The sequence below is a fragment of the Phytoactinopolyspora limicola genome, from assembly GCF_011320225.1.
GTDB classification, from domain to species: domain Bacteria; phylum Actinomycetota; class Actinomycetes; order Jiangellales; family Jiangellaceae; genus Phytoactinopolyspora; species Phytoactinopolyspora limicola.
The window spans coordinates 61,620-73,353 of the sequence record NZ_JAAOEN010000023.1; the positions used below are offsets into that span (position 1 = coordinate 61,620).

The window sequence follows — 11,734 nt, forward strand, 5'->3', positions numbered from 1 at the left end:
GCTCGCCGGTAACGTCGAATCATGGCCATCGATCCATCCGCCGTGGGGCGGGTCTATCCTCCGCAACCGTATGAGGTGAGCCGGGAGAAGGTCCGCGAGTTCGCCGACGCTATCGGCGACCCCAACGCCATCTACGTCGACGTCGAGGTGGCGCGTAAATACGGGCACCGGGACGTCGTCGCGCCACCTACGTTCGTCATGATTCCGGTGATGCGCGGCTTCGATCTACTCATGGAAGACCTGGGTATCGAATACGCCCGCGTCGTCCACGTCGACCAGCGGTTTTCTTACAGCCGGCCGCTCATCGTCGGGGATCGACTCGAGACCACCACCACACTCGACGCCATCCGCCAGGTCGCCGGCAACGACCTGCTCACCATCCGCAACGATGTCCGCGGTGCGGACGGGGACGAAGTGTGCGTCGCGCAGGCCACCTTGTTGATCCGGCCCGAGGAGAGCGCCGATGCCTGACCCGCTGACGGTCGGCCAGGTTGTCGCGGCGCAGGAGTACCGCATTACGCGGGAGAACCTCGTGCGCTACGCGGGTGCATCCGGAGACTTCAACCCCATTCATTGGAACGACCGCGTCGCTGCCGCGGTCGACCTGCCCGGCGTCATCGCACATGGCATGTTGACCATGGCGCTGGCCGGGCGGTTGCTCACCGACTGGCTAGGCGACCCGGCTTCGGTGGTCGAGTACGGCGTGCGTTTCTCCCGTCCCGTGGTGGTTCCCGACGACGACCAAGGTGTGGCGGTGCATGTGTCCGCGACGGTCACCGAGGTCCGTGACGACGGTCTCGTAGCGGTTGACCTCGCCGTGCGGGTAGCTGACCAGAAGGTGTTGACGCAGGCTCGGGCCTTGGCTCGACCGCCTGAGAACGACGACGACTCCGGCCCCGGGCTGGCGTCGGGCGTGGCGGACCAACCGGCGACGTGACGGGAGCGCTCATGCGTGAGCGGAGCGGGCTGATGTTGGCCGAGCTGACCACGCTGCGGATTGGTGGCCCGGCGAAGCGGCTGGTCGAGGTCGACACGGAAGCCGATCTGATCGACGTGGTCCGCGAATGCGACGCCCGGGCCGAGCCGGTCCTGGTGCTTGGTGGCGGATCCAACGTGGTGGTCGCCGACGAAGGGTTCGATGGCACGGTCGTCCGGGTCATGACCCGCGGGCTCGACGTCGACGCCTCGGCGTCGTGCGCGGCTGACGACATCGCCGCATGCGGAGGCATCGTCGTGACCGCGGCCGCCGGGGAGTTATGGGACGACCTCGTGACCCGTGCGGTCGCCGAGGGCTGGACCGGTATCGAGGCGCTGGCCGGCATCCCTGGAGCGGTGGGCGCCACCCCGATGCAGAACGTCGGCGCATACGGACAGGATGTCGCCCAGACCATCTGGACGGTGCGTACCTTCGATCGTGTTGACGCGCGGGTGCGTACGTTCGCCAACGCCGACTGTGGGTTCCGGTATCGCGGCAGCCGGTTCAAGGGATCTGACCGCTACGTGATCCTCTCGGTGAGCTACCAACTACGCGAAGGGACCCTCGGGGCTCCGGTGGCCTATCGCGAGCTGGCCGGGGCGTTGGGTGTTGAACTCGGGGAGCGGGCACCGGCCTCGGAGGTTCGCGCGGCGGTGCTGAACCTGAGGCATGGCAAGGGGATGGTTCTCGATCCGCACGATCATGACACGTGGAGCGCGGGATCGTTCTTCACCAATCCGGTGCTCGAAGCCGACGTCGCCAACCGGCTGCCGGCGCAGGCGCCGCGCTGGCCGCAGCCCGACGGGCGGGTCAAGACGAGCGCGGCGTGGCTGATCGAGCATGCTGGGTTCGGCCGCGGCTATGCCGGCGGGCACCAGGGCGCGGCCTCGTTGTCCACCAAACACACACTGGCACTGACCAACCGAGGCGGCGCCAGCGCCGCCGACGTGCTGGCCTTGGCGCGGGAGATCCGGGCTGGCGTGTTCGACGTTTTCGAGGTGGAGTTGGCCAACGAGCCGGTGCTCGTCGGTTGCTCCCTCTGACCCTCCGCACGCCCCTTCCCCATGATCATTGGCTTTTGACTACCGGATCCGGTAGTCAAAAGCCAATGATCATGGGGAAGGGGCGTGCGGACTGTGGTGAGCTGTGGCACAATTTCTGCTCGTGACTGACACGCAGAGCCTTCTGACCGCCGTCCCGGCGTGCTCTGGTGTCCCCTGCTGTTGTTGTCGTTGATCGACCCGACGACGCCAACCCGATCATCACCCGGCCTATCCAAAGGCCGCTCCAACTGACAGCAGGTCATGATGTTCCACGTGTCTTCGCCCATCAACGGGCATCCCGCGGCTGGTCAGGGCAGCTCCATGCATGGACGCACGGTGCTTGTGGTGCACGCTCACCCCGACGACGAAGCCATCTTCACCGGCGTGACCATCCGCCGGCTAGCCGATGCCGGCGCGCGGGTCGTTCTTGTCACCGCCACCCTGGGTGATCTCGGACAGGCTCGAACTCCGCTGCGCGCCGGAGAGACGTTGGTGCAGCGACGTACCAGCGAACTCGAGCAGGCAGCTGAGTTGCTCGGTGTGGCCCGCCTGGTCCTCCTGGGCCGACGCGACTCCGGCCTGCCCGGCTCCATCGACAACCTCCATCCGGACGCACTAGCCGCTGCCGATGCCGAACTGATCGCTGTTCGACTCGCCGAACTGGTCGAGGCGGAAGGCGCCGAAGCGGTCATCCATGACGACGACGCCGGCATCTACGGCCACCCCGATCACGTGGCGGTCAACCGGATCGGCGCCCGTGCGGCGGGTTTGGCCGGAGTCACCTCCTACCAGACGACGGTCGACCGCGATCACCTCCACGATGCCCGCCCGCACCTGGTGCACGCAGCGGCGCGAGCCACGGCGCTCCCGTTCGGCGTGGCCCGGTCCGAGGTGGGGTTGGCCCTGGCCGCGACGCCATCGGAGTTGGCGGCCAAACGGGCCGCGATCGCGGCGCACGCCAGCCAGATCGGACCGGCCGAGCTGGCTCACGCGAGCTTCGACGACGCCTACGGCTACGAGTGGTACCTGCGCACCGGTGGGGCCGGCATTCTGGATGACCTTGCGACCGGGCCGGCGGTCACCCGTCCAGCGGTCCTGGCTACGGCCCCTTGACCAGATCATGCGGCCAGCCGGGTTCCGGCTGTGGCGGACGGTGATGTGGTCACGCGGAGTCGGACAGCCAGCCGTCGAGATCTTCCAGGAACTGTTTGCGGACGTCCGCCGGTGCCGTGGACCCCTCGATAGACGACCGCGCCAGCGCCGCCAGCTCGGTGTCCGAGAAGCCATGCACGTCTCGGGCGATCTGGTACTGGTCGAGTAGCCGAGAGCCGAAGAGCAGGGGGTCGTCCGCTCCCAGCGCGATGCGTGCACCGGCGTCCACCAACATACGTAGTGGCACATCTTCCAGCGCCCGGTAGACCCCCAACGCGACGTTCGACGCGGGGCACACCTCGAGGGTCACGTCGTCATCGACGATGCGCCGGAGCAGCGTCGGGTCTTCGGCGACACGCACACCGTGCCCAAGGCGGGTGGCGCCCAACGTGTCCAAGCAGGCGCGGATGTTGTCAGGGCCACGGAGCTCGCCACCGTGCGGCGCGGCCAGTAGTCCGGCCCGATGCGCGATGCGGAACGCAGGCCCGAACTCTTCGGTGACGCCGCGTCGTTCGTCGTTGGATAACCCGAAACCAACAACCCCCTGACCCGCGTACTGCGTGGCTAGCCGAGCCAGCGTCCGCGCATCCAGCGGATGCCTGGTCCGGTTGGCCGCGACGACGACGGCGATCCCGATACCGGCCCGATCACCCGCCGTCCGAGCGGCGTCGAGGACGAGGTCGGTGAACGCGGTGATGCCGCCGAACAGGTTCGCGTAACCCGATGGATCCACCTGAATCTCCAGCCACCGCGAACCTTCCGCGGCGTCGTCCTCCGCGGCCTCATGAAGCAGCCGGCGAACGTCGGCCTCGGTTCTGAGCACCGATCGGGCCAGATCGTATAACCGCTGAAACCGGAACCAGCCCTTCTCGTCGGCGGCGGAGAGCTCCGGTGGCCAATGATCTCTGAGTGAGTCCGGTAGGCGTACTCCATGGACATCGGCCAACTCGACCAGTGTGCCGTGCCGCATCGAGCCGGTGAAGTGCAGGTGCAGGTGGGCTTTGGGGAGCAGGCGGAGATCTCGGGAGGCCACAGTCATACTCTGCCTCGCATTGTCGGTGAATGCGATGCAGGTGGCCAACTTCACCGCGGCATGAGCCGGTCGACTCGGTGTGATCCGCCGCACCGGTCAGCGGGCGGTGTCAGCTGAGTAGGCGCTGGATTCGGGTGACACCTTCAGCGAGGTCGTCATCGCCGAGGGCGTACGACAGCCGCAGGTAGCCGCTCGGCCCGAACGCCTCTCCGGGAACGACGGCCACCTCCGCTTGCTCGAGGATGATCTCGGCCAGCTCGACGCTCGTGGTCGGGGTGCGTCCACCGATCTCGCGGCCGAGCACACCCTTAACCGACGGATAGGCGTAGAAGGCGCCCTGTGGCTCCGGGCACATCACACCGTCGATCGCGTTCAGCATCGACACGATGGTCCGGCGGCGCCGATCGAATGCCTCGCGCATGGTGTTCACCGCGCTGAGGTCGCCCCCGACCGCCGCGAGTGCTGCCCGCTGTGCCACGTTCGAGACATTGGACGTGGCATGTGATTGGAGGTTCGCGGCTGCCTTGACCACGTCTTTCGGCCCGATCAACCAGCCGACCCGCCAGCCGGTCATGGCATACGTCTTGGCGACGCCATTGACGACGATGCAGGTGTCGGCCAGTTCTGGAACCTCGACCGGCATCGAGCTGAAGGTGGCCTCGCCGTAGACGAGGTGCTCGTAGATCTCATCGGTGACCACCCAGAGGCCGTGTTCGTGCGCCCAGCGGCCGATGGCGCGGATCTCTTCACGGGAATACACAGCGCCGGTCGGGTTGGACGGCGAACAGATGAGAAGGACTTTGGTGCGCTCCGTGCGGGCGGCATCGAGCTGTTCGACGGTGACCCGATAACCGGTCGACTCGTCCGCCACGACCTCAACGGGTACACCCCCGGCCAACCGGATCGACTCTGGGTACGTGGTCCAGTAGGGCGCCGGAAGGAGGACTTCGTCGCCCGGGTCGACGATGGTGGCGAACGCTTCGTACACGGCCTGCTTGCCGCCGTTGGTGACCAGCACCTGGGCGGGCTCCACCTGATAGCCGGAGTCACGCGCCGTTTTGGCGGCGATGGCGTCCTTGAGTTCGGGAAGCCCGCCCGCCGGGGTGTAGCGGTGGTTGCGCGGCTCGCGGCAGGCTGCGACGGCGGCTTCGACGATGTAGTCCGGGGTGGGGAAGTCTGGCTCGCCGGCACCGAACCCGATGACCGGCCTACCTTGCGCCTTCAGCGCCTTCGCCTTGGCGTCGACGGCCAGCGTGGCCGACTCCGCGATGGACGAAATGCGTTGCGAGATGCGGGGGCGCGAGGTGCCGGACGTGGTACCGGCAGAGGTAGCCAGGGTCATGCGCCTATCCTTGCATCACCTAGCCAGGTCATGCCAAGAATTACTCCGCTAGGCCAACAAACTTTCACCGCACGCAGGGAGCTTCGGCTCGGCCGGTTCTGCCCACGAGCCGACGGGATCCCGGCGCCCCATCCTGCGCGGCCTCTAATACGGTTTGGCGGACATCCATCGGTAGTACTCGCTCGACTCCGGCCGGTACAACTGGTACAAGATCACAGCGGCGAGGGCGGGCGAGATGAGACCGATCAGGGCGCCTGCACCGAGTCCGGTACCGGCCAATCCGAGCACCGCGAACAAGATGTTCAGCGCCCCAAGGATGGTGGCGACCACCCGCGCCCACGAGCGGCCCTTGCGGTTCGCCGAGGCCAGCCACAACCAGAGGATCACCGCGATGACGGGGATCGCCACGTTGAGTGTGTAGGTCATGCTGATCGCCGCGTCGATCTCTTCCGGGGTGCGGTCGCTATTGTCGGCATCGAGGATGGCTCGCTCGATGTCGTCCCGGCTGAACAGGCCGAGCACGAACATGAAGGTGTGCAGGACGGCCCCGACGTACATCAGCTTGACCGCTGTGCGGATCGGCTTTGGTGCCGTGATCGTTTGCCCGTCGGGCCCGGAGACGCCGCCGGAGCGCCAGGCGTCGGACATGCCGTTGCGCCATGACCGAGCCGAGGCGGAGCGTTCGGGTTTCTGGCCGAACGGGTCGTTATGAGGCTCCTGCTCGCGGTCACCGCCGGGCGTTGTCCCGGTCATCTCGTTCCCCTCATGAAGCGTGGTCTGCTGGGATCGGCGTTCACGTCGAGGTTAGTGTCGCTCGTCAACGTCACGCCAGTTAGGTGGTAGTGGTGGCCCGCGCAGCTGGTGAGTTCTCGCCGGTACGCACCAGCCTGAGGAGCCGGGAACCTGCGAATTGTCTCGCGAGTTCGACCTTCGTGGTGTTCACCCCGTACACTCTTGTCTTCGGTGGTCGCTTGACCCTACTCGACTGTGCCCACAGTGCTCTGGCGAGTAGGTGAAGCCCGTCCACCGAAGGGCAGTAGCTCAACTGGCAGAGCACCGGTCTCCAAAACCGGCGGTTGGGGGTTCGAGTCCCTCCTGCCCTGCTGGTCGCTTCGACCGCGCGCTCGCCGGCGCCGGTCGTGGTGGCCGTGCCGGCCACGCCGCGTCGATGAGCGGCGAACACATGACGAGTGAGGTAGCACGTGACGGAGACGAGCGGCCAGACGGCGACCCCGGATCGCCCGCGCCAGCCAAGGCGACGCGGACCGATCTCGCGGTTGTCGCTGTGGGTTCGGCAGGTCGTGGCCGAGCTCCGCAAGGTCGTCTACCCGACCCGGCATCAGCTGGTGACCTACACGGCCGTCGTGCTGGTCTTCGTAGCCATCATGATCGCCATCGTCTCCACGCTCGACTTCGGCTTCGGCTGGGCGATGCTTGAGGTATTCGGCTAGGGAGACCTAGTCGTTGCGCCCACCGACGCACCGTAGCTACCAGGAGGAAGAAGCCCGCACCGTGTCCGAACAGCAGACGCCTCTCGAAGAGGCCGAGGCCGCGCTCGTCGAGCCGCAGCAGGCTACCGACGACGAGCTGAGCGACCCCTCGGCTACCCCCGAATCGGACGCCGCCGACGGCCCTGATGAGCCGGCCGCGACGTCCGACGCCGCCGAGGGGGAGCCCGAGGACGATGACGCCACGGCAGGTGGGGACGGCAACGCCGCTATAGAGCAGCCGGAAGGTGAACAGCCGGATCCGCTGGAGGAATTCCGACGGGTCCTGCGGGCCAAGCCGGGTGAGTGGTACGTGATCCAGACGTACTCCGGCATGGAGAACCGGGTGCGGCTCAACCTCGAGAACCGCATCAGCAGCCTCAACATGGAAGAACACATCTTCGAGGTGGTAGTGCCCACCGAAGAGGTCGCTGAGATCAAGAGCGGCCAGCGCCGCATGGTCAAACGCAACCGGTTCCCCGGGTATGTGCTGGTCCGCATGGAAATGATGGACGAGTCGTGGGCGGCCGTCCGCCACACGCCGGCGGTGACCGGCTTCGTCGGTCACGGCAACCAGCCGCTTCCGCTCACCCTCGACGAGGTAGAGCGCTGGCTCGCCCCGAAGATCGAGGAGCCGGTCAAACAGCAGGATGAGAAGAAGCCGGTGGAGGTGCTCGACTTCCAGGTCGGCGACTCCGTCATGGTGATCGACGGCCCCTTCGCCACCCTGCATGCCACCATCAACGAGATCAACCCCGACTCCCAGAAGGTCAAAGGCCTGGTCGAGATCTTCGGCCGGGAGACCCCGGTGGAGCTCTCGTTCAGCCAGATCCAGAAGCTGTGACCCGCGTCGGCCGACGTGGCCGGCCGGTTCGCTGACACACCCACCCTGATCCCAACACACGACGAGGACCCGAACGAAGATGCCCGCGAAGAAGAAGGTCGCAGGCCTGATCAAGCTCCAGATCCAGGCCGGTCAGGCCACCCCAGCGCCGCCCGTTGGTCCGGCGCTCGGTCAGCACGGCGTGAACATCATGGAGTTCTGCAAGGCCTACAACGCCGCCACCGAGAGTCAGCGCGGCAATGTGGTGCCGGTGGAGATCACCGTGTACGAGGACCGCTCGTTCACGTTCGTCACCAAGACACCTCCGGCGGCCACCCTGATCCTGAAGGCGGCCGGCATCGACAAAGGCTCTAGCGAGCCGCACCGCAGCAAGGTCGCCACGATTACCCGTGACCAGGTGCGCGCGATCGCCGAGCAGAAGATGCCCGACCTCAATGCCAACGACATCGAGGCCGCCGAAAAGATCATTGCCGGCACTGCCCGCCAGATGGGCGTCGACATCAACTGATCTGTTCAGTCCCCCGCCGGTGGCACCAGCCCCCGGTCGTCCGGCTTCCGTCGGACACGTGGGAGGGCAGCGCTTGCCCCCACCACAACTCCCGAACGTCAAGGAGAAATCATGAAGCGCAGCAAGGGTTATCGCGCGGCCGCCGAGAAGATCGACAGCTCTCGGCTCTACCCAGCCGCCGATGCCGTCCGTCTGGTCAAGGAGACCTCGCCGACGAAGTACGACGCCACCGTCGAGGTTGCGATGCGGCTGGGAGTCGATCCTCGTAAGGCCGACGAGATGGTCCGAGGCACGGTCAACCTCCCGCATGGCACCGGCAAGACCGCACGGGTCCTGGTCTTCGCCGTCGGCCCCAAGGCGCAGGAGGCCACTGACAACGATGCCGACATCGTCGGCGGTGACGAGTTGATCGAGGAGGTCCAGAAGGGCCGGCTCGACTTCGACGCCGTTGTGGCGACCCCGGACATGATGGGTAAGGTCGGGCGGCTGGGCCGGGTGCTCGGTCCGCGTGGCTTGATGCCCAACCCGAAGACCGGCACCGTCACGATGGACGTGGCCAAGGCTGTGTCCGACATCAAGGGCGGCAAGATCGAGTTCCGGGTCGACCGGCACGCCAACCTGCACTTCGTCATCGGTAAGGTCTCCTTCTCCGAGCAGGCGCTGGTGGAGAACTATGCAGCCGCCTTGGAGGAGATCAACCGGCTCAAGCCGTCCTCCTCGAAGGGCCGCTACATCAAGAAGGCGACTCTGACGTCGACGATGGGCCCCGGTATTCCGCTGGATCCAGGCAAGGTCCGCACCGAAGCGTAAAAGCCTGTTACGCATTGCGGGAGCGGGGCACCCTTGATGTCAGGGGTGTCCCGTTTCCGCGTCAGGAACGGGGGAGGATCAGGGGTGGTTTCCACCCTCAGGAGGAGCGTCGCGCAGGATTCCCTGTGCTGAGATGGCAGGCATGTCGATGATGGCCACGTTGGCCGAGCGGACCGCCCCGATTCGGCGCCGGCTGCCCGCCGTCCAGCAGACGCTGGACGCGGTGCGCCGGGTGCCGGTCCTTGGGCCGGTCATCTCCTGGTTGCGGCTAGATTTCGCCGGCTCGGTGGTCGGAACATTCTTCTTCTGCTGGTCGTTGACGCCGTCGCTGCTGCCCCGGACGTGGTACTACCAGGCCCTGGTGACCGGCGTCACCGCGGCGATCGGCTATGCCGTTGGTGTGGTCTTCGGCACGCTGATCCGTTTCGTCTACCGGAGAGTCCGCAAGGATCACCCGCTGTCCCGCCGGACGGTGCGGATCGCATGGGCCAGCTTCGGCGTGGTGGGCACAGGGGCCGCCACGTGGTACTTGTTCGGATCGGCGCGGTGGCAGAGCGATTTGCGGGAGCTGATGGATGTCGACAGCCCCCGGTTGATCCACTACGTGCTGATCCTGCTCATCTCGTTTGTCATCTTCGCTGGCTTCCTGGCCGTCGCGCGGTTGCTGCGCGGGATCTCTCGTTGGCTGGGCCGGCATCTAGCGCGCTGGGTGCCGATCCCGGTGGCGGTCGTCACGTCGGGTTTGATGGTGGCTGCCATCGTCATCTGGTCGTGGACCGGCCTCTTCTACCCGTGGCTGTTGGGAGCGGCCAACAACGCCTTCGCGGCCATCAACCAGGAGACGGTCGCCGGCGAGAGCCCGCCTACCATCACTACCCACGCGGGCGGCCCGGGTTCGTTGGTGACGTGGGACTCGCTGGGCCGCAAGGGGCGCGAGTTCATCTCGGACGGCCCGACAGCTGTTGACATCGAGGCGTTCAGTGGCCGGCCGGCGCTCGACCCGGTGCGTACCTACGTCGGCATGGACTCGGCCGAAACGTCGGCCGGGCTCGCCTCGCTTGCCGTCCGCGAGCTCGAGCGGGCTGGCGGATTTCAGCGTGAGGTACTCGTGGTGGTGACGGCCACTGGCACTGGATGGGTCGACGAAGCGGCCGCTGATGCCATCGAATACCTGCACAACGGCGACACCGCGATCGTGTCGATCCAATACTCCTACCTGCCGAGCTGGCTGTCGTTCCTGGCCGACCACGAGCAGGTGGACATCGCCGGCCAAGAGCTGTTCGACGCCGTCTACCAGCGCTGGCTGCGGTTGCCGGAGGATTCGAGGCCCCAGCTGGTGGTGTATGGCGAGAGCTTCGGGGCGGTGGGGAGCGCCGCGGCGTTCGACGATCTCGACGATCTCGTGTCGAAGGTCGATGGTGCACTTTGGGTCGGCCCGCCGGAGTGGCATCCCATGCGGCAGGAGCTCACCGCGAACCGAGATCCTGGCACGCCAGAGCGGCTGCCGGTATACCAGGGCGGGGAGACTGTCCGGTTCTGGGGTGGCTGGCAAGAGCCGATGGATGTCGAAGGCTGGCGTCAGCCGCGGGTCCTGTTCCTCCAACACGCATCGGATCCTGTCTCCTTCTGGTCGCCCGAGCTGATCTGGTCGCAGCCGGACTGGATGCGAGAGCCACCTGGACCCGACGTTTTGCCTGACCTCAACTGGTACCCCTTCGTCACGTTCTGGCAGTTGACCGCCGACATGGCGGTGTCCGCGTTGATGCCCGAAGGGCATGCTCACAACTATGGCGGCGAGCTGGTCGACGCCTGGCTGATGGTGGCCCCGCCAGACCACGACTGGCGGGCGGAGAAGCTTGAGGAGCTGCGCGAGATGGTGCAGTCGTTCGATCACGAGGACGACAGCCGTCTTTGGTGACGGCCTGGGCTAGGTCCGTGGTACCGCGCCGACGCCCCCCGTGTGTGCACCTGATCTCCGTTTTGTCACCTGATCTTTTTCTGTGGGGCGATCAGGTGTGCCAACGGCGGACGACGGCGCGGTGTGGTGCATCTGATCGCCTCCACCATGCGGGCGCGTGGCGATCAGATGCGTCAACGCGGCCTGTCGGTCAGTTGATGCATCTGATCGTCACGCCCGATGACGACCGCGCGGGATGCAAACAACGACGAGTCACCCCACCACCAACAACACCCCCAGCCGGGCCCCCGGGGTGACCGGGCCCGCCCACCGGACCTCCAATGACCGACCCACTCGCCGGACCCCACTCGCCAGACCCGCCACCGATCCGCTGACCAGACACCTGCTGCCGATCAGATGCACAACCCGCCCCAAAAACGCTGATCGTGCATCTGATCGCCACGCGTCCACATCACGGGACGCGATCAGATGCATCACACCGCGCCGTCGTCCGCTGTGGTGTCTCGGGACATCGCTGACGGGTGTGTCTCGGGACATCGCTGACGGTTTGAGTGTGTCATGTGGGTTGGGGTTCGCGGTGGCCGCGTAGGTCGTAGCGGGGTTGGGCGCTGGGTTGGTAGC

Annotated in this window: 12 protein-coding genes and 1 tRNA gene; 10 read left to right on the forward strand and 3 right to left on the reverse strand. The window is 66.5% G+C overall.

Annotation, left to right across the window (positions count from 1 at the left end):
* Positions 1-21: 21 nt before the first annotated feature.
* The 4 genes from G8760_RS27690 (at position 22) to G8760_RS27705 (ending at position 3,132) form a co-directional block, all read left to right on the forward strand.
* Positions 22-471 carry a MaoC family dehydratase N-terminal domain-containing protein gene (locus G8760_RS27690; protein WP_166356080.1) on the forward strand — a complete coding sequence of 150 codons (450 nt, stop codon included), beginning with the start codon at positions 22-24 and terminating at the stop codon, positions 469-471.
* The gene (locus G8760_RS27695) at positions 464-937 is read left to right on the forward strand and encodes a MaoC family dehydratase (protein WP_166356081.1); all 474 of its coding nucleotides are present in this window, start codon (positions 464-466) and stop codon (positions 935-937) included. Before G8760_RS27690 ends, G8760_RS27695 begins: the two co-directional genes overlap by 8 nt.
* An 11-nt stretch (positions 938-948) precedes the next feature.
* Positions 949-2,019: a UDP-N-acetylmuramate dehydrogenase gene (locus tag G8760_RS27700; RefSeq protein WP_166356082.1), complete on the forward strand. Its 1,071-nt coding sequence runs from the start codon at positions 949-951 to the stop codon at positions 2,017-2,019.
* A gap of 273 nt (positions 2,020-2,292) precedes the next feature.
* Complete coding sequence (locus tag G8760_RS27705) at positions 2,293-3,132, forward strand: PIG-L family deacetylase (RefSeq protein WP_166356083.1); 840 nt, start codon at positions 2,293-2,295, stop codon at positions 3,130-3,132.
* A 49-nt stretch (positions 3,133-3,181) separates the two neighbouring features.
* Here the strand turns inward: G8760_RS27705 and G8760_RS27710 are convergent, their stop codons facing one another.
* The 3 genes from G8760_RS27710 to G8760_RS27720 all read right to left on the reverse strand — a co-directional run bounded on the left by G8760_RS27710 (position 3,182) and on the right by G8760_RS27720 (position 6,299).
* Positions 3,182-4,210: an adenosine deaminase gene (locus G8760_RS27710; protein WP_166356084.1), complete on the reverse strand. Its 1,029-nt coding sequence runs from the start codon at positions 4,208-4,210 to the stop codon at positions 3,182-3,184.
* 103 nt (positions 4,211-4,313) lie between these two features.
* Positions 4,314-5,546 (reverse strand): pyridoxal phosphate-dependent aminotransferase, encoded by a 1,233-nt coding sequence (locus tag G8760_RS27715; RefSeq protein WP_166356085.1) that lies wholly within the window; start codon positions 5,544-5,546, stop codon positions 4,314-4,316.
* A 144-nt stretch (positions 5,547-5,690) separates the two neighbouring features.
* Complete coding sequence (locus tag G8760_RS27720) at positions 5,691-6,299, reverse strand: hypothetical protein (protein ID WP_166356086.1); 609 nt, start codon at positions 6,297-6,299, stop codon at positions 5,691-5,693.
* A 277-nt stretch (positions 6,300-6,576) separates the two neighbouring features.
* On the opposite strand from G8760_RS27720, the gene G8760_RS27725 reads away from it, so the two are divergent.
* From G8760_RS27725 to G8760_RS27750, 6 genes are all read left to right on the forward strand, one after another.
* A tRNA-Trp gene (locus G8760_RS27725) sits at positions 6,577-6,649 on the forward strand.
* A gap of 99 nt (positions 6,650-6,748) precedes the next feature.
* Positions 6,749-6,997, forward strand: coding sequence for a preprotein translocase subunit SecE (gene secE, locus G8760_RS27730; RefSeq protein ID WP_166356087.1), 249 nt, complete (start codon positions 6,749-6,751; stop codon positions 6,995-6,997).
* A gap of 13 nt (positions 6,998-7,010) precedes the next feature.
* Positions 7,011-7,877, forward strand: a complete 867-nt coding sequence (gene nusG / locus G8760_RS27735; RefSeq protein WP_246222709.1) for a transcription termination/antitermination protein NusG — start codon at positions 7,011-7,013, stop codon at positions 7,875-7,877.
* A gap of 79 nt (positions 7,878-7,956) precedes the next feature.
* On the forward strand, positions 7,957-8,385 hold the full coding sequence (rplK, locus tag G8760_RS27740; RefSeq protein ID WP_166356088.1) for a 50S ribosomal protein L11: 429 nt from the start codon (positions 7,957-7,959) through the stop codon (positions 8,383-8,385).
* Between the two features lie 111 nt (positions 8,386-8,496).
* Complete coding sequence (gene rplA / locus G8760_RS27745; protein ID WP_166356089.1) at positions 8,497-9,195, forward strand: 50S ribosomal protein L1; 699 nt, start codon at positions 8,497-8,499, stop codon at positions 9,193-9,195.
* A gap of 142 nt (positions 9,196-9,337) precedes the next feature.
* Complete coding sequence (locus tag G8760_RS27750) at positions 9,338-11,113, forward strand: alpha/beta hydrolase (protein WP_166356090.1); 1,776 nt, start codon at positions 9,338-9,340, stop codon at positions 11,111-11,113.
* The last annotated feature ends 621 nt before the right edge of the window (positions 11,114-11,734 follow it).